Consider the following 25,669-nt stretch of genomic DNA (forward strand, 5'->3'; position numbering starts at 1 on the left):
GCTCATGACTGTCCGCGTCGCCATCAACGGATTTGGCCGCATCGGCCGCAACGTGCTGCGCGCCATCATCGAATCCGGCCGCACCGATATCGAGATCGTCGCCATCAACGATCTGGGTCCGGTGGAGACCAATGCGCACCTCATCCGCTACGATTCGGTGCACGGCAAGTTCCCCGGCACGGTGACGGTTTCGGGCGATACCATCGATGTGGGCCGCGGGCCGATCAAGGTGACCGCCGTGCGCAATCCCGCCGAGCTCCCCCACAAGGAGATGGGCGTCGATATCGTCATGGAATGCACCGGCATCTTCACCTCCAAGGAGAAGGCCTCCGCGCATCTGGAAGCCGGGGCCAGGAAGGTGATCGTTTCGGCCCCCGCCGAGGGCGCGGACCTCACCGTCGTCTATGGCGTCAACCACGACAAGCTTTCGCCCGAACACACGGTGATCTCGAACGCCTCGTGCACCACCAACTGCCTGGCGCCGGTCGCCTATGTGCTCAATGAAGCGGTGGGGATCGAAAAGGGCTTCATGACCACGATCCACTCCTATACCGGTGACCAGCCCACGCTCGACACCATGCACAAGGATCTCTACCGCGCCCGCGCCGCGGCGCTTTCGATGATTCCCACCACTACCGGCGCCGCCAAGGCGGTGGGCCTAGTGCTGCCGGAACTCAACGGCAAGCTCGATGGCACCTCGATCCGCGTGCCGACACCTAACGTTTCGGTGGTGGATTTCAAGTTCATCGCAAAAAAGACCACTTCGGTCGAAGAGATCAACGCCGCGATCCAGACGGCGGCGGAAGGCAAGCTCAAGGGGATCCTGGGTTTCACCACCGAGAAGCTGGTTTCGACCGACTTCAACCACGACCCGCATTCCTCCGTGTTCCACATGGACCAGACCAAGGTGATGGACGGCAATTTCGTGCGCATCCTCTCCTGGTACGACAATGAATGGGGCTTTTCGAACCGCATGAGCGACACGGCGGTGGCTTTCGCCAAGACGCTCTGACCGGCAGCGCCGGCCTGATCGGGCGCTCCTTATCGGGGAGCGCCTTTTTCTTGCCTATCGTAAGCCCTTGAGCCACTGTGCTGGCCGAGGGAAAGACACGCCAACACCAATGGGTGCGACCATGACTGCCGCCTTCAAGACCCTTGACGATTTCGAACTCGACGGCAAACGCGTTTTGGTACGCGTCGACCTCAACGTGCCCGTCAAGGATGGCAAAGTGACCGACGCCACCCGGATCGAGCGCGTGGCGCACACCATCCAGGAAATCGCCAATAAGGGCGGGCTGCCGATCCTGCTGGCTCATTTCGGGCGGCCCAAGGGCAAGGTGGATCCGGCGATGAGCCTTGCGGTGGTGGTGGACGAGCTCAAGCGCATCGTGGGCAAGCCCGTCCACTTCGCCAAGACCGACTGGACTGATGTGGGCGAGGCGGAAGCGGTGATCGCAGGAGCCGAGCCCGGCTCGGTGGTGCTGGTGGAAAACACCCGCTTTCACCCCGGCGAGGAAAAGAACGATCCCGCGCTGATCGAGACCATGGCCTCGCTGGGCGACCTTTATGTCAACGACGCGTTTTCCGCCGCGCACCGGGCGCATGCCTCGACCGAGGGGCTGGCGCGCAAGCTGCCGGCGGCGGCGGGGCGCGCCATGGAGTCGGAATTGAAGGCCCTGGAAAAGGGGCTGGGCAATCCCAAAAAGCCGGTGATCGCCATTGTCGGCGGGGCGAAGGTTTCGACCAAGATCGACCTGCTGGAAAACCTCGTTAACAAGGTCGAGGCGCTGGTGATCGGCGGGGGGATGGCCAATACCTTCATCTACGCGCTGGGTTATGACGTGGGCAAATCGCTCTGCGAGCGCGACCTGAAGGAAACGGCGCTGCGGATCATGGACAAGGCCGAGGACGCGCATTGCGCCATCATCCTGCCCATCGACGGGGTGGTCGCTTGGCATTTCGAGGCCGGCACGCCGAGCCGGATCTATGGGCTCGATGCCATCGACAAGGACGGTATGGTGCTCGATGCGGGGCCGCAATCGGTCGAAAAGATCAAGACGGCGATCAACGAGGCGAAAACCGTGGTCTGGAACGGGCCGCTGGGCGCCTTCGAGATCGCCCCGTTCGACAAGGCGACGGTGGAGGTCGCCAAGCACGCCGCAGAGCGCACGCGCAAGGGGCTTCTGACCTCGGTGGCGGGCGGCGGGGATACGGTGGCGGCGCTGGCCCATGCGGGGGTCAAGGACGAGTTCACCTATGTCTCGACCGCCGGCGGGGCGTTCCTCGAATGGATGGAAGGCAAGCCGCTGCCGGGCGTGGACGCGCTGAGGCAGGGCTGACGACCGGTTTCTTGACACCTTCCATCATGATTTGTAGAGCGGTCGGGCTGTTTTGCGAGGAGTCCGACCGTGATCGTTTTGCGTGCCATCGTTGTTGTCTCGGCCCTCGCACTGGCGGGCCCGGTGGGCGCGCAGGAGATGCGTGAGGTCGAGACGGTCAAGGGGGCCGTTTCCATTCCCGCCGAGCCGGAGCGCATCGTGGTGCTCAACCCGGCGGTGGCGGGATATGTCTATGCGCTCGGGCTCGATATCCTCGCGGTGACCGAATCCTATCGCTCGGTGACCGAGGACGGGTTCACCCAGGCCTGGGCGGACGAGGCGCGGGCATCGGGGTCCGAGGTGCTGCCCTGGGATTTCGAGGGATATAATTTCGAGCAGATCCTGGGCTATGGGCCGGACCTGATCATCGCGGGCGGCACGGGGCGGCCGGGGTTCCTGGCCAATGAGGCCTATGACCAGCTTTCGGCCATTGCACCGACGCTGTTTGTCGATACGGCGCTGCCCAATTGGGAGGCCGAGCTCGATTTTATCGCCAACGCGCTGGGGCGGGAGGACGAAGCGGCGGCGGCGATGGAGATTTATGAGCAGCGGGTGGCCGAGGTGCGCGAGGCGATCACTCTGCCCGAGCAGCCCACCATCTTCGTTTATGCCACCGAGCCGGGCGCAGCGCCCTATTTCGTGCCCGAGGATACGCCGACGCCGCAGCTCTTTGCGGAAGTGGGTTTCGAGCCCGATCCGCTGGGCGAGCGCTATCCCGATTTCGAGCGGGCCAGCACTGGGGATTCGGTGCAGGTGTCGCACGAATTGGCGCCGGAAATCCTTTCCGCGCCGACCATGATCCTGTTCCCCTGGACGCCGGCCTCGCCGAGCGCCGAGGAATTTTCGGACGATCCGCTGTTGGGGCGGATACCGGCGGTGGCCAATGGCGATGTGTACGAGATGCCCGACACTATCTACCGCTTCGACTATTACGGCGCGCTGGCGACGCTCGATGCGATCGAAGAGACGTTCGGGCAGTAGGGGCATATCATGGACTACGAAAAGCCGGCCACCCTGAAGCTGCCGATCGTGTTGCGGCAGGTGGAAGTCTCGCGCACCGAAGAGGTGAGCCCGACGCTCAAGCGCATCTGGTTTACCAGCGACGAGCTCAAGGCCTTCTCCAAGGATGGGCGCAACTTGCCGCCGTTCCGCTCCGAAGGGCCCGAGGATCACGTCAAATTCTTTTTCCCTTCCCCGGTGGACGGCGTGCTGTCGCTGCCGGTGCAGGCGGATGGGACCATCGACTGGCCGAAAAATCCCCGCCCCGTGGCGCGGGATTACACGCCGCGCGGATACCGCGATGGCGATACCGAAGTGGCGTTCGATTTCGTGCTGCACGGACATGGCGTGGCGAGCACCTGGGCGGCCACCGCCAAGCCCGGCGACCGGCTGCACATGGCGGGACCGAAGGCTTCGATGACGATCCCCGATGCCGACCATTTCGTGCTGATCGCCGATCAGACGGCGCTGCCGGCCCTGTGCAACTGGCTGGAAATGCTCCCCCAGGGCAAGCGGGTGGACGCCCTGGTCTGGATCGACGAGGAAAAATCGCGGATCGAAATCGAAACGACGGCCAATGTCCACTGGATCGTGGACGCAAACCCCGAGGGCATGGCGCTGATCGAAGCGGCAAGGGCCCTGCCCCGGCCCGGCGGCAACAGCTTTGTCTGGGGCGCCATGGAAGCGGGCGTGTTGCGCAAGGTGCGCAGCCTCTATCTCGATGAAATGGGGCTGGAGCGCGGACAAATCGACATGGCCGCCTATTGGCGGCGCGGGGTCGATGACGACCAACTCCTGGCCGATGCCATGCGCATCAAGGAAACCGGGAGCCTGGAAAAGCCCTTCCTGATCCGCACGGCGGTGCAATTCCGCCTGCCCGATCTGGTCTCGGAGGGGGTCGACAGCCTGGAAGCGCTGGCGCAGCGCGCCGGCGTCAACGCCGATGCGCTGGCGCGGCTGATGCCGGGTTTTGTCGAACTGGGGATATTCAAGCGCAGCAGCGAAAGGATCACGCTTGGGCTGGCCGGCGATTTGCTGACTTCCCCGTTCCGCCGTGCGCTGTTTTCCCAAACCACCGCCAAGGGCCGCCTGCATCTTGCGGCGCGGGGCCTGCCGCATTTTCTCCAGACTGGCGAGAGCGCCTACAAGGCGACATTCGGAACGGAGCTGGAAGACGATGCGGCAAATGACCGGGAGATCGGCGACCAGTTGGGGCACGAATTGGGCCATATGGTCGAGGCGCTGACCTCACAAACGCTGGGGCCACTGGCGGCGGCCTGCGGGTCGAAGGTGACGGTGATCGGCACAGGGGCCGAAGCGATCGTGATGAGCCTGTTCAAGAACCGGCCCGAGATGATCGGCACGGCGATGGTGCCAGGCTGGGCGCTGGACGAAGCGCGCGAGCATATCGAGGAAGCCGGGCTCAAGGCCCGCGCCGAACTTGCCGAATTGGGAACAGCGCTGCCGCATGCCGAAACGCTGGTGATTTCGGCGATCGGAAGGCGCTGGAGCGATGCGATCATCGAAAGCATCGTCGCGGCACAGGAAGCGAGCGACATCTGGCTGATCGAACTGGTGGCGCGGCCGGAAAGCCTCGAGCTTGCCGAGGATGCCGCCCTTATCGATGCCGGTTTCGGGCTGCGCCCGACAGAGTTGGGGCCTCTGACGGCCAACCTTGCAGAATACGGCCTTGCGCCCGAACAAACGCACACCACGAGGACCGGATTGCGCCTCACCCGCTTTGTTGCGACGGTTTGATGAAATTGTTCCCGGAGCGGGCCTAATCCATTCGTCCAATACCCGAACGTCTAATCGATCAAAGTCGCGACATTTTGGTATTTTTTGCCCCATGACAACATGAATGGGGTTTTGCGTCCGATGTCTCGACTGAGCGAGATTGCCCACCAGCTCGTAGCGCCCGGCAAGGGTATTCTGGCCGCCGACGAATCCACCGGCACGATCAAGAAGCGGTTCGACACCATCGGACTGGAATCGACCGAAACCACCCGCCGCGATTACCGCGAGATGCTGTTCGGCGCCGACGAGGCGATGAGCCAGTACATTTCCGGCGTCATCCTGTTCGACGAGACGATCCGGCAGTCTGCCGCCGATGGCACCCCATTCGTCGAGATGCTGCGCGCCAACAACTGCCTCCCCGGCATCAAGGTCGATACCGGCGCCAAGCCCATGCCCGGCTACGCCGATGAAACGGTGACCGAGGGCCTTGATGGCCTGCGCGAGCGGCTGGCCGAATACGCACGGATCGGCGCGGCTTTCGCCAAATGGCGCGGCGTCATCGCCATCGGTGAAAACAAGCCCACCCGCGCTTCGATCCACGCCAATGCCCATGCGCTGGCCCGCTATGCGGCGCTGTGCCAGGAAGCGGGCATCGTACCCATCGTCGAGCCGGAAGTGCTGGCCGACGGCAAGCCGGGCGACCACACCATCGAAACCTGCGAAAAGGTGACGACCGATACGCTGGCCGAAGTGTTCGAGGAGCTGCGGCTGGCCGGCGTCGAACTCGACGGCATGATCCTCAAACCCAACATGGTGATCCCCGGCATCAACGGCCCGAAGGTTTCGGTTGAAGACGTGGCCGAGCGCACCGTGCGCACCCTCAAGGCCACGGTTCCAGCCATCGTTCCGGGCATAGCCTTCCTTTCGGGCGGCCAGACCTCGGAACAGGCCAGCGCCAACCTCTCGGCCATGCACAATCTGGGCAAGCTCCCCTGGGCGCTGACCTTCTCCTACGGCCGCGCGCTACAGGCCGAAGCTCTCGCCGCCTGGGGCGGCAAGGCCGAGAACGTCGCAGCGGCCCGCAAGGCCTTCATCCACCGCGCCAAAATGAACTCGCTGGCTTCGCTGGGCCAATGGGCGCCGGAGCTGGACCGGGCCGCATAGACTGCTGGCTGGATTGCGAGCTGCGGCCGGATTGAACGGCCGCAGCTGTTGTTATGATAGGGTCGTTCGCGTTTGAAGCAGACAGTCGCATTAGGTGGACAGGAGATCATCAAACATCAAGATGAAAGCGGCGCTGCGTGATCTCTTTCTCGCGGGAAGTCGAGAAAATCCTAATATCTTTCAACCTCTCGAACCCTAACCGCCTGAGAATCGCACCGGACGCGGCGTTGTCGTCCGCACAACCCGCCCGTAGCGACCTCAGGCCAACGTCTTCAATCCCGAAGCGGACGAGTCTTTCTGCCGCTTCAAATCCGAAGCCACGTCCCCAGGCCACCCGATCAAGCCAATAGCCAATTTCACCTTCGCCACCAGTGATATCGAACACGTCACAGACGCCAATCAAACGGCCATTCAAGGTGATCGCCAGCCGATAGGCGGTGCCTTGGCGCCACTCCTCGGCGTGACCGGAAAACCACTTGGTCATCTTTTCAGGATCGGGCGGCAGCGTGGCTGCCACAAGGTTGTGCGCGACTTCCCGGTTCGACCTGATTTCAAGTGCCCGCTCAACGTCGTTCGGCACGGTCGGACGTAACACAAGTCGTTTGGTCCGCAACTGAAAGGTGGGATCGTAATCTATTGTTGGATTCATGGGGAATTCCTGACAAATCATCCCGCCTTTCAGGCGTTAAACACCGCATCAGAAAGGCCGCGGTTTCACGCCGAACGGCCGACATGGCATCGGCCATTCACACCCCGAGTTCCTTTCGCGAAGACAGGGCGAGCGCGGCGATGAGGTCGTCGGGGATCGGTTTGTTCGGGGAGAATTTGACGCCGGTCTTTGATGCTTTGAGCCCGGCTGCGGCGATGGCGTCGGAACAGGCGCTGATTGCGCCGCCGCTCACATACAGACCGCACTGTTTGCTGAACGCTCCATAGCCGGCGATGACCGAACCTCCCGCAGCAAACCCGGGCATATCGTAGCGAATGATCTCTTCGGCATCGGGGAGCGCCCAAGCCAGTTGGGCGCGCAAATGGACCAGCAGCGGCCGGAGCGCTTCGGGCGCCGCGGCGATATAGGCATCGTGGTCGGCAAATGCGGTCATGCCCGATCATCGACAATCGGATGTCGGCGCGCAAGCGATAATCTCCTCGCCTGCCGGGCTGCGCGGCAAGCCTGCTCCAACACGCTTCCCAATCGGCGAGGGACGCTGTAAGCCGACGGCGTCCCTTTTTTCGTCATGGTTTGACGGCATTGGGGCTCGCAACGTATTGGGGCGCCATGGCAGTCGATATCTTTCTCATCACCGACCCGCAGATCGAGGTGGAGCGGACCGCCGAGCTGCTCAAGGCAACGCTCGAGCGGGTGAACGCCGCCGTCCTACTGGTCGCGGCCGGCGAGGCGGACGACTATGTCTATATCGAGCGGCTCAAAAAACTGGCGCCGATCGCCCAGGCGCGTGATTGCGCCGTACTGGTCGATGGACGGCCGAGCCTTGTCAAATCGGCGCGGGCCGATGGGGTGCATATGTCGGGAGGGGTAAAGGCGCTGCGCGAGGCGGTGGACACGCTAAAGCCCGACTATATCGTGGGGACCGGCGACATCGGATCGCGGCACGAGGCCATGGTGCGCGGCGAGTTGGAGATCGACTACCTGATGTTCGGCGATCGCGACGACCCGGAAACGGACGGACGCGAGATGGCCGACTGGTGGGCCGAGACCTTCGAGGTGCCCTCGGTCTATTTCGCCGGGCCGGCCGATGCGGGGACGCTGGGCGAGCGCCGAAGCGAGTTCATCGCCTTTGCCCAGGCCGATTGGGACAAGATCGACGCTCTCCTCGGAGAGCAGGCATGAAACTTTCACCCTTCCTGTTGGCCGCGATGGTGGCCTTGAGCCCGGCGGCGGCGCCGGCCCAGACCGAACAAATGGACCAGGCGCTCGATATCTCGCGCATGCTGCTCAATCCGCCGGAAGGGGTGGATCTGGCCTATGGCGCTTTCCAGCGTGGCTATTACCTCACCGCCCTGCGGCTGGCCGAACGCCGCGCCGCCAATGGCGATGCGGTGGCCCAGACGCTGATCGGAGAAATCTACGCCAACGGGCTGGGCGTGCCCCAAGACATCCCTCGCGCCATCGGCTGGTACGGCCAGGCCGACCAGAACGGGGACATTCAGGCAACCTTCCAGCTCGCCATGATCTATCAGAACGGAACCGGCGTGGCGCGCAATCGCGAGCGGGCCGCGGCGCTCTTTGAGAAGGCCGCCGATGGCGGGCATATCGCCGCCAAGTACAATCTGGGCCTGCTGCATGTGGAAGGACTCTATGCCGAGCCCAACCTGGTGCGCGCCGCCGAGCTGATCGGGGAAGCGGCCGAAGCGGGGCTGCCCGAGGCCCAATACGACTACGCCGTGATGCTGCTCGAAGGCGCCGGAGTTGCGCCCAACACCGAAAGAGCGCTGGAGCTTTTGCTCAGCGCGGCCGAACAGGGGCTATCCGCCGCCCAGGTGGAATATGCCACCCTGATCTATCTCGGTGCGGCGGGCCAACGCGACGCCGAGGGCGCCGCCCATTGGTATGGCCGCGCCGCCGAAACCGGCAATCCGGTGGGCCAGGTGCGCTATGCCATGATGCTGGCGGCCGCTGAGGGAGTTGCCCAGGATGCCGAAACCGCCGCCATGTATCGCGCCCTCGCCCGGCGGCAGGGGCTGACCGACGAGGCGCTGGACCAGTTGCTGGCGGGGGCCGACCCCGAGGCGATCGCCCGTGGCGAGGAACGCGCCCGCTTCTGGCCCGGCGTGCCCCCGAGCGAGGAGCCTGAGCCGGCAACGCGCGAGGAAGAGGCTCCCGACGCCCCGTTGCCCGAGATGCTCGAAACGCTGCCGAGCGAACTCGAAGACGTGGCGCGCGGCGAGAGCGCCAGCTAGGCAGCGGCCATTAAAAGCTCGGCCAGCTCATCGGGCAGATCGACCGCGATATCGTGGCCGCAGGGGAGTTCGCGGATGGTCCAGCCCGGATCGGCGCGGAATTTATCCAGAGTTTCGCCGAAAGGCACCCCGGAGGTCGCGACCACGAAGGTCTTTTTCGGGACGCGCTGATAGGCGCCGGTGACCTTCAGCTTTTCGGTGAAGGTGCCGACAGGCTGCGGCGTCGCCTTGCTGTCTACCCAGGCTCGGTCTTGCTCGCGCAGATATTCTCCCGGGGCGGTGGGTGGCGGATCGATCATGGCGGAGGAGAAATCCTCGCCCGGCGCGAAATCGGCAAAACTCATGCCGTCTTCGGGGATGAAGGCCTCGATGAAAACGACCGAGGCGATACGATCCGGCATGCGCTCGACCACGCCGGCGGCGACCATGCCGCCATAAGAATGGGCGACGAGGACGATTTCGGAAAGATCCTTGAATTCGATCTCGTTAACGATGTCGTCGATATGGGTGGTGAGGGTGATGGCGGGGCCGGCAAGATGCCGGCGCTCGCACAATCCGCTCAGCGTTGGGGCAAAAGCGCGATGGCCATGTGCATGCAGCCGCCCGATCACCCGCTCCCATGACCATCCACCCGTCCAGGCGCCGTGGACGATCACAAAACTATGCGGCATGGATTTCTCCTCCCTGCCCCCGGGGGCCATTAAAGGGCGGGAGCGGGCGGCTGGCAAGGTGCGGCGTTTGCCGCTAGAGGCCGATTTCGGCGCGCTGGGCCTTGGTGAGGCCGGCGGCGACCAGGCGGTGGGAATTGGCGATATAGGCGCGGACCTCGTCCTCGGGAAGGTCGGCATCGGCGGAAACCGACACCCATTGGCGCTTGGCGAAATATGGCGCTTGGGTGACCCCGGCGAGCGCGGTGAGGATTTCGAACGTCTCCTGCGAGCATTTGAAGGCCAATGTGGCCGGGCCATCCTCGTGCTCGCTGAACACGGCATAGACCTTGCCGCCGACCTTGGCGACGCGCGACTCCCACTGGTCGTGGAGAGAGTTGCCCTTGAACTCGCCGGAAAAGGCGTCGAAACCGGATCGGGTGAAAACGGTCATGGCCATGGGCTTTCGATTTTCGAAACGCAATGCCCGCATTATGGCAGAACGCGGGTGGGAGTGCGATGCGGAACGAGGAGATGGCGATGGGCAGGCAGGAGGCGATCGTGTTGCTGGGGACCTCCCATGTGGGCAAATCGACATGCGCCGGCCGGCTCGGCGCGGGGTTGGGCTGGAGCGTCATGTCGACCGATGCGATGGGCCGCCATCCCGGGGGGCCGTGGACGGATGTTCCCCGACCGGTGATCGAATTTTACCTCGGGCTTCCCGATGATGCGATCGAATGGTTCCTGCGGGTGCATCACCAGAATATGCGGCCCGTCATCGGGGCGGCAATCGGTGCCGCGCGCAACAGCGGCGGGTTTGTTTTGGAAGGATCGGCGCTTCGTCCTGAGTATCTGTCCGGTTGGGAGTTGGGTGGAGCGCGCGCAGTATGTCTTTTTGCCGACGAGACGGTGTTGCGGCAGAGAATCGTGGCTGCGAGCGGGTATGATGGGCGCGACCGTGACATGCAGTGGGCCATCGATAAATTCATCGAGCGTTCGCTGCGGGAAAACCGGGCGCTTGTCGAGGCGGCGCGGACGTTTGAAATCGAGATTGTCGATGTCACCGATTTGCGCAATGCCGACCGCCTCGTCGAGACGCTGATCGCTGCCGCTTCAATGCCCGGCGCTGCAAGCCAACTGTCCTAGAGGCTTGAAAGCCGCCGCGTTCTGGGGCAAAAGCCTGCGCACCAGTCATATAGGCCTTGCGCGCCCGTTTCCGCGCGGGCGCAGCAACGAAAAGACCATTCATGAAGATCAACGGTAACGAAATCCGTCCCGGCAACGTGATCATGCACCAGGACCGGCTTTGGGTGGCGGTCAAGGTCGACCACGTCAAGCCCGGCAAGGGCGGCGCCTACGCCCAGGTGGAACTCAAGGCCATCCAAGGTTCGACCAAGCTCAACGAACGCTTCCGTTCGGCCGAAACAGTCGAGCGCGTGACGCTCGAGCAGCGTGATTTCCAGTTCCTCTACGCCCAGGGCGAACAGCTCGTGTTCATGAACACCGAAACCTATGAGCAGATCGAGCTCGAGGCCGATTTCGTGGGCGAGCGTGCCGCGTTCCTCCAGGACGGCATGATGGTGACCGTGGAAATGTACGAGGAAACCCCCCTCGGCATTCAGCTTCCTGCCCAGGTGACGCTGGAAGTGACCGACACCGAGCCGGTGGTCAAGGGCCAGACGGCGGCGAACTCGTTCAAGCCCGCGACGCTGGAGAACGGCGTCAAGACCATGGTGCCCCCGTTCGTGGGCGTGGGCCAGAAGATCGTGGTCGATACCAATGAAGTGACCTATATCCGCCGCGCGGATTGATTGGGATTACAGCGAGGATGGCGCTCGTGGCGCCCCCCTCGTCCGCCCCTTCGGGGCACCTTCTCCCACCAGGGGAGAAGGGGATTCAGTGCTTGTTGCTGTCCCCGTAGCCCTCTCCACTGGTGGGAGAGGGATTGGGGTAAGGGGGTGCAGCGCCAACCACACGCACCAGCGGATGTGATTTCCGCCTGACGCAAAGGAACAATAGCATGGCCCGCTCAGCGCTGATGAACATCATGGTCAATGCCGCCCTCAAGGCCGGCAAGGGGCTGATCCGCGATTTTGGCGAGGTGGAGAACCTGCAGGTTTCGCGCAAGGGCCCGGCCGATTTCGTTTCGATGGCCGACAAGCGCGCTGAAAAGATCGTCATGGACGAGCTGATGAAGGCCCGGCCCACCTATTCCTTCCTCATGGAAGAAGGCGGGGAGATCAAGGGCACCGACGGCATGCACCGCTGGATCATCGATCCGCTCGACGGGACGACCAATTTCCTGCACGCCATCCCGCTGTTTGCCGTGGCCATCGCGCTCGAACGCAATGGCGAGATCGTTTCCTCGGTGATCTACAACCCGGTGATGGACGAACTCTACAGCGCCGAGAAGGGCAATGGCGCCTGGCTCAACAATCGCCGCCTGCGCGTGGCTTCGCGCCGGCACCTGGCCGATGCGGTGCTGACCACCGGCATCAAATTGACCGGCAAGGCGACCGACTCCATGGCGCAACGCCAGGTGGCGCATCTGACCCCCGCCGTTGCCGGCATCCGGCGCACCGGATCGATCTCGGTCGACCTCGCCTGGGTGGCGGCCGGGCGGTTCGATGGGCTCTGGGAAGACCGGCTAGCCCCCTGGGACGTGGCGCCCGGGCTGCTGATGGTCAAGGAAGCCGGCGGGTTCGTATCCGATTATGCCGGCGGCAATGACAGCGTCGCCAAGGGCGAAGTGGTCGCCGGCAACGAGGTGATCCAGGGCGAGCTGCTCAAGACCATCCAGGCCGTCAAATAGCCCTCAGGGTTTGAAGGCGATCCTGATTTCGTTCCAGAGCGCGGCTCGTCTGGATCAGGCGCAGGCCCAAACTCGCTCGGGAGAAGCAGGCGCGCTATTTTCATGGGTTTCTCCTTTTCCTCAGTTTTCCTTAACCACGTCTCAAGTCATTGTCAGGACATCATGGTCTGACTAAGCTGGCGGCGAAATTCATGGCGCTGCCTTGGTTTACGCCACAGTGCCGCGTGGAGCCGCCTGTTTAATGACGCAACCCTACGATCCCTATCGCCTTTCCAGTCCGCTGGTCTATCTCATCAAGATGGTGATCTTCCTCGTCCTGGTGGCGATGGTCGCGATCATCATCCTGCCTCAGCTTCTGGAAGCCTTCTGGTCTTCGCCCTTTATCAACGGGCTGATCCTGTTCGCGCTGCTGGTGGGGATCGTTCTGAGCTTTCGCCAGGTGATCCGGCTGTTTCCCGAAGTCCATTGGGTCAATTCCCTCCAGGAGGGCAATGCCGGCCAGCTTCGGCGGGCCCCGGTGCTGCTTTCGCCGGTGGCGGCGATCATGCGCGACCGGCTGGGGGAAACGGTGATCACCCCTGCGTCCATGCGCTCGATCCTCGATTCGGTGGGCATCCGGCTCGATGAAGCCAAGGAAACCTCGCGCTATCTCACCGGCCTTCTGGTGTTCCTGGGCCTTTTGGGCACCTTCTACGGCCTTTTGGGCACCGTGGGCGCCGTAGCCGGGGTGATCCAGGGCTTGGATGTGACCTCGGGCGATACAACGAGCCTGTTCGCCAATCTGCGCGAGGGGCTGGAAGCGCCGCTCGGGGGCATGTCGACGGCTTTCTCGTCCTCGCTGTTCGGCCTTGCCGGTTCGCTCGTGCTCGGTTTTCTCGACCTGCAGACCAGCCAGGCGCAGAACTCGTTCTATACCGATCTCGAAGACTGGATGAGCTCGATGACCGAACTCGACCATCCGATCGCCACCATGCAGGCCAGCAATTTCGGCGTTTCGGGCAGCGAAATGCAGCAGATGTTCGAGCGGCTGGGGGCGACGATGCAGACCCAGAACTCGTCGCAGAACGCCATCCGCGCCATGGCCGAACTGGCCAAGGGCATCGACGGGCTGGTCAAGCACATAAGGGCCGAGCAGGAGGATTTGCGCGCCCATATCGCCGAACAGGCCGAGGTCAACAAGCGATTGAACCGCCTGATCGACACGCTGTTGCAGGACGCCGACCGTCCGCGCGACGGGCACAATTAAGGGCACTTACGAATGGCACTGGTCCGCGGACGCACAACCGAACGCGCCAATTCCTGGCCCGGCTATGTCGACGCCCTGTCGAGCCTGCTGCTGGTCATTATCTTCATGCTCTCGATGTTCATGATCGCCCAGTTTTTCCTCAACCAGGAAATCCTGGGACGCGACACGGCGCTTTCCCGCCTTAACGCGCAGATTGCCGAACTCACCGAGTTGCTGCAGCTCGAACGCGCCAACTCCGAGGATCTGGAGCTCTCTATCGCCTCGCTTTCGGCAACGCTTTCCGGGGTGGAGGCCGAGCGCGACCAGCTCGAGAGCGAACTTGCCGGGCTGGGCGCCGGGATCGGCGAATATGACGACACGATCGCCGGGCTCGAGGCCGAACTTGCCGAAGAGCAGGAGCTTTCGTCGGAAGCCCAGGCACAGGTGGCGCTTTTGAACCAGCAGCTCGCCGCCCTGCGCCAGCAGATTGGGGCGCTCGAAGCCGCGCTCGAAGCGTCCGAATTGCGGGACGCCGAAAGCCGCACCCAGATCGCCGATCTGGGCCGCCGGCTGAACGTCGCGCTCGCGCAGCGGGTCCAGGATCTCTCGCGCTATCGCTCGGACTTTTTCGGGCGGCTGCGCGAAATCCTCGAGGGGCGGTCGGACGTGCAGGTGGTGGGCGACCGGTTCGTGTTTCAATCCGAAGTGCTGTTCGATGCCGGCCAAGCGGTGATTTCCCCCGAGGGCGAGGACCAGATCGCCTCGCTGGCCGATGCCATTCTCGAACTCGAGGATGAAATTCCGGCCGATATCCCCTGGGTGCTGCGCATCGACGGGCATACCGATCGGCGGCCGATCTCCACGCCGCAATTTCCATCCAACTGGGAATTGTCGGCCGCCCGCGCCATCGCGGTGGCCAAGCTGCTCGTGGAACAGGGCGTTTCACCCAACCGATTGCTGGCGGCGGGATTCGGAGAGTTCGCCCCGCTCGATCCGGCCGATACCGAGGAAGCGTATCGGCGCAACAGGCGGATCGAGTTCAAGCTGACCGAGGCATAGCGGGTTCAGCTACCAACCGCGTCTGACTTTGCAAGCTCGGCGCCCCCCTCATCCGACCGCTTCGCGGCCACCTTCTCCCACCAGGGGAGAAGGGGAACTGATTTCGTGGAACTGAGGAGCTAACCAAAGACCCCCCCTCATCCCTGGTGGGAGAAGGGATGGGATGAGGGGGCGCTGAGATTGCGGGATTACCACCGTTGGCTGTTCTCGCAGGCGCTGCGCACCCCTCATCCGACCTTTCGCTTTCAGCGAAAGCCCACCTTCTCCCTCAAGGGGAGAAGGACAGCCCGTTGCAACTTTCAGGGCCGGACCTCGAAGGCTTCGACAGGAGCCCCCTCTCCCCTTGAGGGAGAGGGCCGGGGTGAGGGGTGCGCTGAGCTCGTGACGGTCGACGACGACCGCAATTACCCTGCCAGAGCCTCTTCGTTCATCCGGAATTGGAGTTTTGCCAACTCGGCATAGCGGCCGCCTTTCGCGACCAGTTGGGCATGGGTGCCCTGATCGATAAGCCGGCCTTTTTCGAGGACCAGGATGCGGTCGGCGTTGCGGATGGTGGCGAGGCGGTGGGCGATGACGAGGGTGGTCCGCCCTTCCATCAGGCGCTCGAGGGCCTTTTGCACAAGATGCTCGCTTTGGGCGTCAAGAGCGGAGGTGGCTTCGTCGAGCAACAGGATCGGGGCATCTTTCAGGAGCGCGCGGGCGATGGCGACGCGTTGCTTCTGGCCGCCCGAGAGCATGACGCCGCGTTCGCCCACCATGGTATCGAAACCACTGGGCAGCTCTTCAACGAAACCGGTGACCAGAGCCGCATCGGCGGCGGCGCGGATTTTATCCAAACCGGCCTCGGGCTTTGCGAAACGGATATTGTCGGCAATGGTGCCGGCAAAGATCACCGGCTCCTGATCGACCGAAGCGAAGCGCTGGCGCAACTGGCGCGGGTCGACGTCGCGCACATCAATGTCATCGACGAGAACGCGGCCGGAATTGACGTCATAAAAGCGCTGCAGCAGGGCAAAGACCGTCGACTTGCCGGCGCCCGAAGCGCCTACGAGAGCGAGCTGTTCGCCCTTTTCCACCGCAAAGGAAAGATCGGCCAGGATCGGGGCATCGTCGCGCGTCTTATAGGTGAAATCCACAGCCTCGAAGCGCACGGTGCCCTGCGAGGGCTCAGGCATGGCGGTGGGATTGGCCTTGATCGGCAGGGTCGAGCGGGTGTCGAGGATTTCGAACAGTCGCTCGGTGGCGCCGGAAACCTGCTGCAGCGTGCCGAACACGTCGCTCATATTGGTGAGCGCGCTGGTGGCGACCACCGCATAGATGGCGAACTGGGTGACCTCGCCCACGGTGATCATGCCGGCGAAAACCGCCTGGGTGCCCAGCCAGACCAGCCCGACCATGGCGCACATGGAAACGAACAGCACCAGCCCGATCATCAGCGACCGGGCCATGTGGCGGGTCAATTCGGCCTTGTAGGTGGTTTCCGCATAGCCGCGGAACAGCTCCTGCTGGCTTTCCTCCTGGGTGAAGGATTTGACGGTTTTGACCGAGGACAGGGTCTCGGTGATCATCGCAGAAAGATCGGCGAGCGAGGATTGGGTGCGCTTGGAGACCTTTTTCATGCGCCGGCCCATGATGACCAGCGGCACGACGATGATGGGGATAACCACGATCACCCCCAGCGCGAGCTGAAAGCTGGTCCAGAACATCATGAACACCGCGCCCACCATCAGGATGAAGGAGCGCAGCGCCAGAGAGGCGGACGATCCTACCGCCGAGCGGATGGTGGCGACGTCGGCATTGAGCCGGGAGGTGAGTTCGCCCACCCGGTTGACGTCGAAGAAGGTGGCATCGAGGGTCAGGAGATGATCGAAAACCTCGCGCCGCAGATCGGCGATGGCACGCTCGCCGATGACCGAGATGAGATAAAAGCGCGCGCCGCCCGAGATCGCCATGATCGCGGCAATCACGATCACCAGCCAGGCATAGGACGAGACGACCTCGAGATTTTCGGTGACGAACCCCTGATCGATGAAATCGCCGGCCAGGTAAGGCAGCGAGAGCGAGGTGATCGCCGCGACCAGAAGGAAGGTGAAGGTCAGCGTCAGCCGCACCGGATAGCGTGTCATGAAGGGAATCAGACGGCGCAGCGGGGAAAACGAGCTCGGCTTGGCCCCTGCCCTAAGGCGCGGAATGTCCGTCTGGACGGGCGTTGTGATGTCGGAAAGTCGTGCGTCAGCCATAAAACGGGCTTTCAATGTTTGCCGCCTAGATAAGCCGTTGAGGCGCCGAGGGCAACCACGCGCGAGAATCGGGGATGTTCGCCGGGCCTTGCGCATTGCGCGGGCTTTGGGTAAAAGGCCGCCAACCAGTTTACGAGACGTACCGTCCGGGCGCTTGCGCGCCCGTTTGATTTAGGGCCCGATCCACATGAAAAAAGACACTCACCCCGACTACCACTTCATCACCGTGGCGATGACCGACGGGACGACCTACAAGACCCGTTCGACCTACGGCAAGGAAGGCGACACGCTGACCCTCGACATCGACCCGACCACGCACCCGGCCTGGACCGGCGGTCAGGGCAAGCTCGTCGACCGTGGCGGCCGCGTGTCGCGCTTCAAGGAAAAGTTCAAGGGCATCCTGGGTTCGTAAGAGCCCTGATCGCTCGGAATACGAAAGCCCGGCCGGAGTGCCGGGCTTTTTGTTTGGGTGGTACTGCCGTTTGGGCACACACCTCTTCTATGCGTCGCAGGCGTTGCGGGACTACGGGGCAGGCCCGAAGACGACGGGGATGGAAGGCCGCTCGGCAGTGGGAACGCTCTATTTGCCGCCGAAGGCGGCTTTGAGACGGTCCATCTGGGAACTGAGGGCGTTTTCGCCGGCGGGCTTGGAGGGGGTATCTTCGCCGCGTTCGATCCTGTCGAACTTGACGACCCGTTCGAAAAGGCGGTCGCCCTTTTCGATATAGTGCTTCATGCGCTCGGGGATTTCGTCCCAGCCCGGACCGCCGCGATCCTCGGGAAGGGCCGAGAACTTGACCTTTGACTTTTCCTCAAGGGCCTGTTGCGGGGAAATCTCGCCCTCGTTAACGGCGCGCTGGAGCAGGAGCCAGGAGGCGAGCTGCATGAGGCGCGTGGTCAGCCGCATGCTTTCGGTGGCGTAGAGGAAGGAACCCTCGCGGCTGAGCGTCTTGCTTTCGGTACGCCCTTCCCCGTCGAGATAGGCGGCGACCTCCTCGATCAACCCCATGCCTTCGCGGTAGAGCAGGTCAAAGCCTCCCGAGGACAAAAGTCTCGGGGTCAACGCAACGGTTGGGGACATGACCTCGTCCACGGGCGCTCCTTGATCGTTTCGATAGCTGGGCTACCATATTAGGCGCAATCGAGGGCGCCGTCATCCCGCACGGCAAGAGGAGTTGCAACTAGGCTTAACGCCGACGGCTCGGGGAAATCGCCAACCCAGAAAAAGAAAAAGAGCCGTCAGGTGAACGGCTCTCGAAAGTTAACAGGGAGGCGTCAAACAGAGGGAAGAAACCGCTCTGAAAAACTCCAGCGCAAAAACTGGATGAGGAAAACCTAAACCGAACTCGTAAAATTTTCCTTAACGAGACTCGCTTTTTTAACCTTACCGGCAAGTGCATCTTCCCTGTCGCCGATGGGCCACGCCTCGGAGCGGTGCGGGATCAGAACTTGAAGACGGCATCGGCCGCCGAGCGGCTGGCGTTCTTGCTTTCGATGGCGCGCTCGAGACGGGCGATCTCGTTTTGGAGAAGGGAGATGCGGTCGGTCAGCTCATCGACCGAGAGCGCATCGAGCGGCATGCCGACCTCATGAACCGGCTGGCGACGGACCTCATCCTCATCCATGGCGCGCTCCTTTTTCGGCTCCGACGCTTCCCGTTTGCCCCATCCGAACGGCTGGGTCCAGACAAAGGGGCAATACTAACGCGCAGACACAAAGATTGGTTCCCGGCCCCGGTCACGATTATGTCAGAGTCCAACATCACACTTGCCTGGACTCCGACTTGTGACAATTTAATGGCAGCTGGGGGCGCGACCGGTGTTCGAGATTCTGATAGACGGTGCAATGACTCAGACTGCCCTTCGCCTTGCCGGCGGCATCGCCCTTGTCTCCATCATCCTTTACGGGCTCGTCATAGCCTTCGCCTATACCTTCCAGCGCGAAATGGTGTTTCCGCGCCGCTTCGTGAATGCTGCGCCCTTTGCCATGATGGTGGGCAACGATTTCGAGCGCTTTGCGCTGGAAACGGCCGATGGCGAACGGCTCAAGGCCTATTACAAGCCCCCGCGCGAGGGCGCCCCGGTGGTCGTCGCCTTCCACGGCAATGGCAGCGTACCCGAGCCCATGGCGGTGCGGTTCGGACGCGGCCCCTGGGCTGATGCCGGGTTCGGAGTGCTCGCCTTTGCCTATCGCGGCTATCCCGGTTCGACTGGCACGCCGAGCGAGGAAGGGCTGCTGCTCGATGCCGAAGCGGCCATTCAATATGTGCGCGAGCACGCGCCCGGCAGCCGGATGGTGCTCATGGGCCATTCGCTGGGCACCGGGGTGGCGGTCGCCATGTCGGAGCGCTATCGATCGATGAGCCTCGTGCTCGAAGCTCCCTTTTCCTCGCTGCCGGACGTGGTGGCGGCGACCATGCCGTTCCTGCCGGGGCAGTTGATGCACGACACCTTCGTCTCCGCCCGCCGCATCGCCGGGGCGCAGGCCGATACCATCATCATCGTCCATGGCGAGCGCGATACTGTTGTGCCCGCTTTCCTGGGGCGCCGTCTCTATGCGGCGGCTCCGCACGGGATCTTCATGTCGGTGGAAGATGCCGATCATCTCAACCTGCGCGGCATGCGCGATGCCGAAATTCTCGACATCGTGCTCAACGGCTATCCGCCCGAGCCCACGCCGCAAAGCGAGCCGGTGGGAACGCCCGACCCGATGCCGGCGGGCGCCGAGCCATCGGCACCAACGCCGCTCGACGGGCCGGTGGGGAGCCCCGACCCGTTCGCGGAACGGCCTGCGCCTCCGCCCACCACCACGCCGGTGCATGCTCCCGCAGGCTCGCCCGATCCCCTGCAGGGCGCAGCGGTATGATTAACAATTGCATGAGCGGTGCTTAGCACCTATATTGGCCGCCAAATTCCCCCTCATCGAGAACTGGCGAGGCGGGCGGACCGGAGGAAGACCGGGCCGCAGCGTTAGGAGAGATATATCCATGGCCACACAATTGCTCATGCCCAAGGCGACCGCCGTCTGGCTGGTCGAAAATACCGGGCTGACCTTCAAGCAGATCGCCGATTTCTGCACCCTGCACCCGCTCGAAGTGCAGGGTATTGCCGACGGCGACGTCGCGGCCGGCATTCGCGGGGTCAATCCGCTCCAGAACGGGCAATTGACCCGCGAGGAAATCGCCAAGGGCGAAGCCGACGAAAACTATCGGCTGAAAATTTCCGAGCCCAAGGTGAAGGTCGCCGCCCCCAAGCGCCGTGGCCCGCGCTACACCCCGACCTCGCGCCGGCACGAGCGCCCCAACGCCATCAAATGGCTGGTGCGCAACCACCCCGAGCTCAAGGACGCCCAGATCATGCGGCTGGTGGGCACCACCAAGTCCACGATCGAGTCCGTGCGTGAAGGCACCCACTGGAACGCGGCCAATCTGACCGCCATGGATCCGGTGACGCTGGGCCTGTGCAGCCAGATCGAGCTCGACATGGAAGTACGCAAGGCCGCTCGCCAGGCCGGCATCACCGAAGACGCGCCCGAGGGCACGCGGCTTCTGACCGCCGAGGAAGCGCTCAACCGCGCCCAGTATGCGCCCGAGGGTGAAGAGGGTGAAGCCGACGCACCGGCCAACGAGGAATACGACGCCGAGCGGGAAGCCGAGTCGGTGTTTGCCAAGCTCAAATCCCTCAAGGGCAGCGATTCCGACAGCGACGATCGCGAGTAAGCCCTTTCCCTGACTGTCGAACGGCCCGCCGCGCAGCCCGCGGCGGGCCGTTCATTTGGGACGATGCTTGACACCCGACCGGTTTAGCGGCGCTATGCGCAGACTCCCCCTTCCCATTTCACGCTTCATGTCCGATCCCACCTTCTTTCTCGTCGCCGCGCTGGCGGTCTTTCTCGTCGGGCTTTCCAAATCGGGCCTTGTGGCGAGCCTGGGCGTGGTGGGCGTGCCGCTGCTGACCCTGGTGATACCGGCCCGGGACGCGGCAGGAATGATGCTGCCGCTGCTGATCGTCATGGACATGATCGCGCTCATCGCCTATCGGCGCGAGGTCAATTGGCGCATCTTCTGGATATTGCTGCCCGGCGCCCTGGTGGGAACGGTGATCGCGTTCTCTCTTTCGGCGGTGGTGAGCGAGGCCATGGTGCGCCTGGCGATCGGGATCATCACGCTCCTTTTCGTGCTCGATGCCTGGCTGCCGCTGCGCAAAAAGCTCGAGGGCCTGCCGCCTTCGCGGTTCTGGGGAACATTCTGGGGATCGGTCGCCGGGTTCACCAGCTTTGTGAGCCACACCGGCGGGCCGCCGGTGCAGATTTATATGCTGCCCCTGCGGCTGACCCCGGCGCTGTTTGCCGGCACCAATGCGGTGTTCTTTGCAGTGGTCAACGCGGTAAAGATCCCGCCCTATCTGGTGCTGGGCCAGCTCTCATGGGCCAATATGCAGGCGGCGCTCTACCTCGTGCCGGTCGCCATCGCCGGCATGCTGGTGGGCGTGTTCGTGGTTCGCCGCATCGATCCGGCAATCTTCTACCGCGTGGCCTACCTGCTGATCTTCCTGCTCTCGCTCAAGCTCATCTACGATGGCGCAGTGGGGCTTTTGGCCTAGCTCGGCCAATAAAAAAGGCCGCAGCTTGCGCCGTGGCCTCACAGAAACTCGCCTTGAGCAAACGCCTAATGAGCGACGTCGCGATTGGCTTGTGCCATCTGATCCTTGACTTCAAGCTTCTTGCGTTTGAGGGCTGCGATCAAAAGAGCGTCGCGGGATGGGTGGCGCATCTCTTCGTTGATCTTGCGTTCCAGATCCTGATGCCGCCGCTCCAGGGAGGTGATGTAAGTCTGTGAGGTCATAGTCACTCCTTTCATCAATGGACGACAATATCGTCACACTCTTTGGCGGCTTTGTCCAATGGCAAATCTATGGCAAGAGTCACAAATATGTCGTTGCGGGGCGTCCGTGGGGAAAACGCGTTCATGTTGCCTTTGGACAAGCAGATAGAGGCCAAGCTTGGGCTGGAACTGGCCACAAAACGGCAGGAACATGCCGATCTGGACGCCGCGATCCATACGCTTTCAGCCTCCGGGCTCGCCGATGCCACGCTGATCCAGCGTTTGAAAAAGCGCAAGCTCGCCCTCAAGGACCGGATCGTCGAGATCGAGCGCATCATCCTGCCCGACATCATCGCGTGACATTAAGTTAAGTTGACTTCACCCATCATCATTTGTACGCCGGCTCTTGTTTAGCCGAGCCAAGGACCACCGCAGATGACCGACCAATCCCGCTTCGTCGAGCGCATACGCCACGAATTGAAATTCCGCGTCGCCAAGGTAGTCGCCACCGAGCGGATCACCCCCAAGATGGCGCGGATCACGCTGCAATCGGACGAATTTTCAAGCTTTGTTTCGCTTGGCTATGACGACCACTGCAAACTGTTTTTCGCCGAGCCGGGGGTTTCCGAATTTCCCGCGCCTGTGCGCGGGGAGAACGGGCTGATCTTTCCTGACGGCCAGCGCCCGGAATCGCGCGATTACACCCCGCGCTTTTACGACAACACGGCCAGAACCCTGACGCTCGACTTCGTGCTGCACGGGGATGGTCCGGCTTCGAGCTGGGCCCAAGGTGCCAAACCCGGTGATATGATCGGGGTGGGTGGGCCGCGCGGCTCGTTCGTCCTGCGCGGAGATTTCGACTGGTATCTGCTGGTGGGCGACGAAACCGCCCTGCCCGCCATCGCGCGCCGCCTCGAGGAGCTGCCGCGGGAAGCTCGTGCCATCGCTCTGATCGAAGTGGCCGACACAAGCGAGATCCAGACGATCGACGCGCCGGCTGGAGCCGACATCAAATGGGTGAGCCGCGAGGGTGGCGAGCCGGGCGATCCAAGTCTCTTGCTCGCCGCCGTCGAGATGATCGACGTGCCCGAGGGCGAGGGCTACATTTTCGTGGCCGGCGAGAGCGCCATGAGCAAGGCGGTGCGCAAATATTTCGTCGAGGAGCGCGGGCACGATCCCGACTGGATCAAGGCCGCCGGATACTGGCAGGCGGGGACGCAGGACTTCGACGACGGACATGCGCATTAGCGATCAGGTGTGGGGGTTGCCGAGCAGCCTGGTTCTCGAACCCTGACTGATCACGGCTCAGCAAAGGTCAGTCGATCGCCTCTTTTTCCTCGGCCTCGCGGCGCACGAGAAGCGATTGCAGATCCGAGGCCAGAAGCTGAGCACTCTGTTCGATGCGATTGACCTGGGCGTCCTCGTAGAGACGAGGCTCCTGGTCGAAGACCGCGAGAACGGCGCCCATCTGCCGATCGTCGAGCGCGACGGGAACGCCAGCATAGGCCCTCACTCCGCTCTCGACGACACTGCGCAGGTGCGCATAGGGCGAATGCTGGAGATCCTCGATGATCAGCGTGCCCTTGCGGGCGAGCACCTCGCGGGCGAGATGTTCGGCATGGCTTGATTTATGGTCCTCGGCGAACTCCTCGCCGAGCGGAACGACAGTGACCATGGCTACCGTGGCGCCCGCTGACTGGGCCAGCCGGCGCAGTGCATGCGCGATGGCGGGATCGGCGGCGGCCTGGGCCGAAAGAGCGCGCGCAGCCAGCCGCGTTTCATCGCTCGACGGCGTGGGACCCGGCGCGGTCTCCCCTTCGGCACCCAGCGCTGCGGTGATCGAGCTTTCGGCCAAGGCTATGGTATGGGTGACGACATCGATGTCCTCGGACGTTCCTTCCCGACCGGAAGCGCGCAGATCGGGATGGAAATAGCCAGCGATGACGTGGATGTGCGGCCGGATACGCTTGAGACGACGCGCGGCGTACCGAGCGTAGATTTCGGGCTTGGCGCCCAGATAACAGAGGCACGCGACATCGGTGCCCGAAAGATCGAGCTGGGCGATGCCCTCCTTGCGCAGCGTGACAGGAGCCATGACCCGAACCGGGAAACCAGCCGCGCGTACCCGCTCGGCCACCATGAGCGCTATCGCCTGATCGAGCTCGGTCTTGCCGCCGAAAACGAGCACCCGCGTCTCCTCGCCACCATTGGCCGGGTCGGCGGTGCCCTCAATGTTCTCGATCACCTCGGCGAGGGTTTCGACAACCCGGTGGCGGTGAGAAGGATCGGCAAGATCGCCCGCGATATCGGCTTCGGCCAGGCGCAGGGCGGGCACCGCGATCTCGTCGTAAAAGCGCGCGACATCGCCGTCCTCGATCTCGCGATCGGCCACTTCGGTCGCTTCCTCGGCATTGCCGGCGATAAGGCGCTGGTAAAAGCGCTCCTGCGGCAGCAGGACCGGGGCGCTGCCGAGCATGGTTTCGATAAAGCTCAGCCCCGGCACATAGCGCGCCATGACCACGATACAGACGGTGAGCGGCATCGAGACGATGAGGCCGATCGGGCCCCAAAGGGTGGCCCAGAACATGGCGGCAACGAGCACCGCGAGCGGGGTGAGGCCGGTGGAATTGCCGTAAAGGCGCGGTTCTATGAAATTGTTGCTGATCGCTTCGAGCGCCAGGTAGAGCCCGATGACCCAGAGCAGCATGCTCCAGCCCGGATCAACGGCAATGGCGAGCAGGATGGGCACCGATGCGATGATGAGCGTGCCCACGAAGGGAATATAGCGGAAGATGGTGGCCAGAAGCCCCCAGAGGATGGCGTTCGGCACGCCGATCAGGAACAGCCCGGCGGCAAAGAGCACTCCATAGGCCATGTTGACCGAAGCCTGGGCTAGAAGATAACGCCCTACCCGCTCGCTGGCTTCGTTCATGGCCTCGGTGGACGAGCGCAGATCGCCGCGGCTGACGAGCTTGAGAAACCGGTCGCGCAGTTCCTCGCGCTCGAGCAGCAGGAAGATGAGAAAGATCGTGACGATCAGCAGCGAAGCAAGCGGACCGACGATGGAAAACAGCACGCTTTGGGCAATTTCCAGCGCCCCGCCGCCATCATCGGCGATGACCACCGGAATGGGATCGCCCTCATCGACCGTGAACCCTTCGGTATTGGATTCGATCTGCGCACCGACCCGCTCGATGGTCGAAACCAGTCTGTCGATGACCTGCCCGCCGCCGAAGGTTTCCTGTGCCGTGCGCAGCTTTTCGCTGATCGTTGCCTGGTAGCGCGGCAGATCGCCGGCCAGTGCGATGAACTGGGAAACGGCGGTATAGGCAATGGCGCCGATGAGCACGATGGCGGCCAGAACCGCCACGAGGATCGCGACGATATGAGGGACACGCACCCGGCGCAGGGCGTTGACCACCGGGCCCAGGGCGAACGCGAGCAGCACGGCGAGCACCAGCGGCACGATGATGCCGCGCCCCAGATAAAGTACGGTGACGATCAGTACGAAGGTCAGGATCGCGGTCAGCGGTTGGCCGGCCAACGGTGATGGGGCCGGTGTGGCCGGCGGGCGTGTGTCCATCAAATAAGGTTCCCAAAGACCCCCTCCGGGCCTGGAGCCAGAACGTGCCGAGGCTCGGATTTGTTCCAGCGCGATGGTTGG

At 63.2% G+C, this 25,669-nt stretch carries 27 protein-coding genes; 18 read left to right on the top strand and 9 right to left on the bottom strand.

Features of this window, described 5'->3' with window-relative positions:
* The first annotated feature begins 4 nt into the window (after positions 1-4).
* The 5 genes from gap to NO932_RS15515 all read left to right on the top strand — a co-directional run bounded on the left by gap (position 5) and on the right by NO932_RS15515 (position 6,278).
* On the top strand, positions 5-1,012 hold the full coding sequence (gene gap, locus NO932_RS15495) for a type I glyceraldehyde-3-phosphate dehydrogenase (protein WP_309208207.1): 1,008 nt from the start codon (positions 5-7) through the stop codon (positions 1,010-1,012).
* A gap of 121 nt (positions 1,013-1,133) precedes the next feature.
* A complete protein-coding gene (locus tag NO932_RS15500; RefSeq protein ID WP_309208209.1) occupies positions 1,134-2,339 on the top strand; it encodes a phosphoglycerate kinase in 1,206 nt (401 codons plus the stop codon).
* Between the two features lie 69 nt (positions 2,340-2,408).
* Complete coding sequence (locus NO932_RS15505) at positions 2,409-3,359, top strand: ABC transporter substrate-binding protein (RefSeq protein ID WP_309208211.1); 951 nt, start codon at positions 2,409-2,411, stop codon at positions 3,357-3,359.
* Between the two features lie 9 nt (positions 3,360-3,368).
* Positions 3,369-5,135 (top strand): siderophore-interacting protein, encoded by a 1,767-nt coding sequence (locus NO932_RS15510; protein ID WP_309208212.1) that lies wholly within the window; start codon positions 3,369-3,371, stop codon positions 5,133-5,135.
* Positions 5,136-5,255: 120 nt separating this feature from the next.
* Complete coding sequence (locus NO932_RS15515; RefSeq protein ID WP_309208213.1) at positions 5,256-6,278, top strand: class I fructose-bisphosphate aldolase; 1,023 nt, start codon at positions 5,256-5,258, stop codon at positions 6,276-6,278.
* A 109-nt stretch (positions 6,279-6,387) separates the two neighbouring features.
* Here the strand turns inward: NO932_RS15515 and NO932_RS15520 are convergent, their stop codons facing one another.
* On the bottom strand, positions 6,388-6,927 hold the full coding sequence (locus tag NO932_RS15520) for a GNAT family N-acetyltransferase (protein WP_309208214.1): 540 nt from the start codon (positions 6,925-6,927) through the stop codon (positions 6,388-6,390).
* A 97-nt stretch (positions 6,928-7,024) separates the two neighbouring features.
* The gene (locus NO932_RS15525; RefSeq protein ID WP_309208216.1) at positions 7,025-7,381 is read right to left on the bottom strand and encodes a DUF1801 domain-containing protein; all 357 of its coding nucleotides are present in this window, start codon (positions 7,379-7,381) and stop codon (positions 7,025-7,027) included.
* 176 nt (positions 7,382-7,557) lie between these two features.
* Here NO932_RS15525 and NO932_RS15530 point away from each other — a divergent pair, with 176 nt between their 5' ends.
* Both NO932_RS15530 and NO932_RS15535 read left to right on the top strand, forming a co-directional pair.
* Complete coding sequence (locus tag NO932_RS15530) at positions 7,558-8,130, top strand: thiamine phosphate synthase (protein ID WP_309208217.1); 573 nt, start codon at positions 7,558-7,560, stop codon at positions 8,128-8,130.
* Positions 8,127-9,200: a tetratricopeptide repeat protein gene (locus NO932_RS15535; protein ID WP_309208220.1), complete on the top strand. Its 1,074-nt coding sequence runs from the start codon at positions 8,127-8,129 to the stop codon at positions 9,198-9,200. The genes NO932_RS15530 and NO932_RS15535 overlap by 4 nt, the downstream gene beginning before the upstream one ends.
* On the opposite strand, the gene NO932_RS15540 is transcribed toward NO932_RS15535, so the two are convergent.
* Together NO932_RS15540 and NO932_RS15545 are read right to left on the bottom strand one after the other, a co-directional pair.
* Complete coding sequence (locus NO932_RS15540; RefSeq protein ID WP_309208221.1) at positions 9,197-9,871, bottom strand: alpha/beta fold hydrolase; 675 nt, start codon at positions 9,869-9,871, stop codon at positions 9,197-9,199. The two genes, NO932_RS15535 and NO932_RS15540, sit on opposite strands and share 4 nt — an antisense overlap.
* Before the next feature lie 73 nt (positions 9,872-9,944).
* Positions 9,945-10,307, bottom strand: a complete 363-nt coding sequence (locus tag NO932_RS15545; protein WP_309208223.1) for an MmcQ/YjbR family DNA-binding protein — start codon at positions 10,305-10,307, stop codon at positions 9,945-9,947.
* Positions 10,308-10,387: 80 nt separating this feature from the next.
* Here NO932_RS15545 and NO932_RS15550 point away from each other — a divergent pair, with 80 nt between their 5' ends.
* From NO932_RS15550 to NO932_RS15570, 5 genes are all read left to right on the top strand, one after another.
* Positions 10,388-10,993, top strand: coding sequence for a hypothetical protein (locus NO932_RS15550; RefSeq protein ID WP_309208225.1), 606 nt, complete (start codon positions 10,388-10,390; stop codon positions 10,991-10,993).
* Between the two features lie 101 nt (positions 10,994-11,094).
* Positions 11,095-11,658 (top strand): elongation factor P, encoded by a 564-nt coding sequence (gene efp / locus NO932_RS15555; protein ID WP_309160120.1) that lies wholly within the window; start codon positions 11,095-11,097, stop codon positions 11,656-11,658.
* 209 nt (positions 11,659-11,867) lie between these two features.
* Positions 11,868-12,659 carry an inositol monophosphatase family protein gene (locus tag NO932_RS15560; protein ID WP_309160119.1) on the top strand — a complete coding sequence of 264 codons (792 nt, stop codon included), beginning with the start codon at positions 11,868-11,870 and terminating at the stop codon, positions 12,657-12,659.
* A gap of 241 nt (positions 12,660-12,900) precedes the next feature.
* On the top strand, positions 12,901-13,905 hold the full coding sequence (locus NO932_RS15565; protein WP_309160118.1) for a flagellar motor protein MotA: 1,005 nt from the start codon (positions 12,901-12,903) through the stop codon (positions 13,903-13,905).
* Positions 13,906-13,917: 12 nt separating this feature from the next.
* Positions 13,918-14,943: a peptidoglycan -binding protein gene (locus NO932_RS15570; RefSeq protein ID WP_309208227.1), complete on the top strand. Its 1,026-nt coding sequence runs from the start codon at positions 13,918-13,920 to the stop codon at positions 14,941-14,943.
* Between the two features lie 404 nt (positions 14,944-15,347).
* On the opposite strand, the gene NO932_RS15575 is transcribed toward NO932_RS15570, so the two are convergent.
* Positions 15,348-17,183 (bottom strand): ABC transporter transmembrane domain-containing protein, encoded by a 1,836-nt coding sequence (locus tag NO932_RS15575; RefSeq protein ID WP_309208228.1) that lies wholly within the window; start codon positions 17,181-17,183, stop codon positions 15,348-15,350.
* Positions 17,184-17,370: 187 nt separating this feature from the next.
* Here NO932_RS15575 and rpmE point away from each other — a divergent pair, with 187 nt between their 5' ends.
* Entirely contained in the window at positions 17,371-17,595 is a 225-nt protein-coding gene (gene rpmE, locus NO932_RS15580; protein WP_309160115.1) for a 50S ribosomal protein L31, read from the top strand.
* 168 nt (positions 17,596-17,763) lie between these two features.
* Here rpmE and NO932_RS15585 read toward each other — a convergent pair whose 3' ends face one another.
* Complete coding sequence (locus tag NO932_RS15585; RefSeq protein WP_375142770.1) at positions 17,764-18,276, bottom strand: DUF1465 family protein; 513 nt, start codon at positions 18,274-18,276, stop codon at positions 17,764-17,766.
* Between the two features lie 349 nt (positions 18,277-18,625).
* Positions 18,626-18,808, bottom strand: coding sequence for a DUF1192 domain-containing protein (locus NO932_RS15590; protein WP_309160113.1), 183 nt, complete (start codon positions 18,806-18,808; stop codon positions 18,626-18,628).
* Between the two features lie 220 nt (positions 18,809-19,028).
* On the opposite strand from NO932_RS15590, the gene NO932_RS15595 reads away from it, so the two are divergent.
* The 3 genes from NO932_RS15595 (at position 19,029) to NO932_RS15605 (ending at position 21,784) form a co-directional block, all read left to right on the top strand.
* Entirely contained in the window at positions 19,029-20,048 is a 1,020-nt protein-coding gene (locus NO932_RS15595) for an alpha/beta hydrolase (RefSeq protein ID WP_309208232.1), read from the top strand.
* Positions 20,049-20,169: 121 nt separating this feature from the next.
* Positions 20,170-20,901 (top strand): cell cycle transcriptional regulator TrcR, encoded by a 732-nt coding sequence (locus NO932_RS15600; protein ID WP_309160111.1) that lies wholly within the window; start codon positions 20,170-20,172, stop codon positions 20,899-20,901.
* A gap of 94 nt (positions 20,902-20,995) precedes the next feature.
* On the top strand, positions 20,996-21,784 hold the full coding sequence (locus tag NO932_RS15605; RefSeq protein WP_309208234.1) for a sulfite exporter TauE/SafE family protein: 789 nt from the start codon (positions 20,996-20,998) through the stop codon (positions 21,782-21,784).
* A 65-nt stretch (positions 21,785-21,849) separates the two neighbouring features.
* Here the strand turns inward: NO932_RS15605 and NO932_RS15610 are convergent, their stop codons facing one another.
* Positions 21,850-22,026 carry a DUF465 domain-containing protein gene (locus tag NO932_RS15610; protein ID WP_309160109.1) on the bottom strand — a complete coding sequence of 59 codons (177 nt, stop codon included), beginning with the start codon at positions 22,024-22,026 and terminating at the stop codon, positions 21,850-21,852.
* A gap of 87 nt (positions 22,027-22,113) precedes the next feature.
* Between NO932_RS15610 and NO932_RS15615 the strand changes: the two genes are divergently transcribed.
* Positions 22,114-22,365 carry a DUF465 domain-containing protein gene (locus NO932_RS15615; RefSeq protein WP_309208237.1) on the top strand — a complete coding sequence of 84 codons (252 nt, stop codon included), beginning with the start codon at positions 22,114-22,116 and terminating at the stop codon, positions 22,363-22,365.
* Between the two features lie 75 nt (positions 22,366-22,440).
* Positions 22,441-23,253, top strand: a complete 813-nt coding sequence (locus NO932_RS15620) for a siderophore-interacting protein (protein WP_309208240.1) — start codon at positions 22,441-22,443, stop codon at positions 23,251-23,253.
* 67 nt (positions 23,254-23,320) lie between these two features.
* Here NO932_RS15620 and NO932_RS15625 read toward each other — a convergent pair whose 3' ends face one another.
* Positions 23,321-25,588 (bottom strand): AI-2E family transporter, encoded by a 2,268-nt coding sequence (locus NO932_RS15625; RefSeq protein ID WP_309208242.1) that lies wholly within the window; start codon positions 25,586-25,588, stop codon positions 23,321-23,323.
* Positions 25,589-25,669 lie beyond the last annotated feature (81 nt).

The sequence above is a fragment of the Pelagibacterium sp. 26DY04 genome (assembly GCF_031202305.1).
In the GTDB taxonomy this organism is placed as follows: Bacteria; Pseudomonadota; Alphaproteobacteria; order Rhizobiales; family Devosiaceae; genus Pelagibacterium.

Excerpts from the sequence above, each read along its gene's own strand:
- NO932_RS15520 (WP_309208214.1), bottom strand. The coding sequence starts at position 6,927 with ATGAATCCAACAATAGATTACGATCCCACCTTTCAGTTGCGGACCAAA.
- gap (WP_309208207.1), top strand. The coding sequence starts at position 5 with ATGACTGTCCGCGTCGCCATCAACGGATTTGGCCGCATCGGCCGCAAC.
- NO932_RS15510 (WP_309208212.1), top strand. The coding sequence starts at position 3,369 with ATGGACTACGAAAAGCCGGCCACCCTGAAGCTGCCGATCGTGTTGCGG.
- NO932_RS15565 (WP_309160118.1), top strand. The coding sequence starts at position 12,901 with ATGACGCAACCCTACGATCCCTATCGCCTTTCCAGTCCGCTGGTCTAT.
- NO932_RS15575 (WP_309208228.1), bottom strand. The coding sequence starts at position 17,183 with ATGGCTGACGCACGACTTTCCGACATCACAACGCCCGTCCAGACGGAC.
- NO932_RS15560 (WP_309160119.1), top strand. The coding sequence starts at position 11,868 with ATGGCCCGCTCAGCGCTGATGAACATCATGGTCAATGCCGCCCTCAAG.
- NO932_RS15625 (WP_309208242.1), bottom strand. The coding sequence starts at position 25,588 with ATGGACACACGCCCGCCGGCCACACCGGCCCCATCACCGTTGGCCGGC.
- NO932_RS15605 (WP_309208234.1), top strand. The coding sequence starts at position 20,996 with ATGCGCAGACTCCCCCTTCCCATTTCACGCTTCATGTCCGATCCCACC.
- NO932_RS15525 (WP_309208216.1), bottom strand. The coding sequence starts at position 7,381 with ATGACCGCATTTGCCGACCACGATGCCTATATCGCCGCGGCGCCCGAA.
- efp (WP_309160120.1), top strand. The coding sequence starts at position 11,095 with ATGAAGATCAACGGTAACGAAATCCGTCCCGGCAACGTGATCATGCAC.
- rpmE (WP_309160115.1), top strand. The coding sequence starts at position 17,371 with ATGAAAAAAGACACTCACCCCGACTACCACTTCATCACCGTGGCGATG.
- NO932_RS15610 (WP_309160109.1), bottom strand. The coding sequence starts at position 22,026 with ATGACCTCACAGACTTACATCACCTCCCTGGAGCGGCGGCATCAGGAT.
- NO932_RS15540 (WP_309208221.1), bottom strand. The coding sequence starts at position 9,871 with ATGCCGCATAGTTTTGTGATCGTCCACGGCGCCTGGACGGGTGGATGG.
- NO932_RS15530 (WP_309208217.1), top strand. The coding sequence starts at position 7,558 with ATGGCAGTCGATATCTTTCTCATCACCGACCCGCAGATCGAGGTGGAG.
- NO932_RS15620 (WP_309208240.1), top strand. The coding sequence starts at position 22,441 with ATGACCGACCAATCCCGCTTCGTCGAGCGCATACGCCACGAATTGAAA.
- NO932_RS15545 (WP_309208223.1), bottom strand. The coding sequence starts at position 10,307 with ATGGCCATGACCGTTTTCACCCGATCCGGTTTCGACGCCTTTTCCGGC.
- NO932_RS15500 (WP_309208209.1), top strand. The coding sequence starts at position 1,134 with ATGACTGCCGCCTTCAAGACCCTTGACGATTTCGAACTCGACGGCAAA.
- NO932_RS15570 (WP_309208227.1), top strand. The coding sequence starts at position 13,918 with ATGGCACTGGTCCGCGGACGCACAACCGAACGCGCCAATTCCTGGCCC.
- NO932_RS15615 (WP_309208237.1), top strand. The coding sequence starts at position 22,114 with ATGTCGTTGCGGGGCGTCCGTGGGGAAAACGCGTTCATGTTGCCTTTG.
- NO932_RS15600 (WP_309160111.1), top strand. The coding sequence starts at position 20,170 with ATGGCCACACAATTGCTCATGCCCAAGGCGACCGCCGTCTGGCTGGTC.
- NO932_RS15515 (WP_309208213.1), top strand. The coding sequence starts at position 5,256 with ATGTCTCGACTGAGCGAGATTGCCCACCAGCTCGTAGCGCCCGGCAAG.
- NO932_RS15590 (WP_309160113.1), bottom strand. The coding sequence starts at position 18,808 with ATGGATGAGGATGAGGTCCGTCGCCAGCCGGTTCATGAGGTCGGCATG.
- NO932_RS15595 (WP_309208232.1), top strand. The coding sequence starts at position 19,029 with ATGACTCAGACTGCCCTTCGCCTTGCCGGCGGCATCGCCCTTGTCTCC.
- NO932_RS15550 (WP_309208225.1), top strand. The coding sequence starts at position 10,388 with ATGGGCAGGCAGGAGGCGATCGTGTTGCTGGGGACCTCCCATGTGGGC.
- NO932_RS15535 (WP_309208220.1), top strand. The coding sequence starts at position 8,127 with ATGAAACTTTCACCCTTCCTGTTGGCCGCGATGGTGGCCTTGAGCCCG.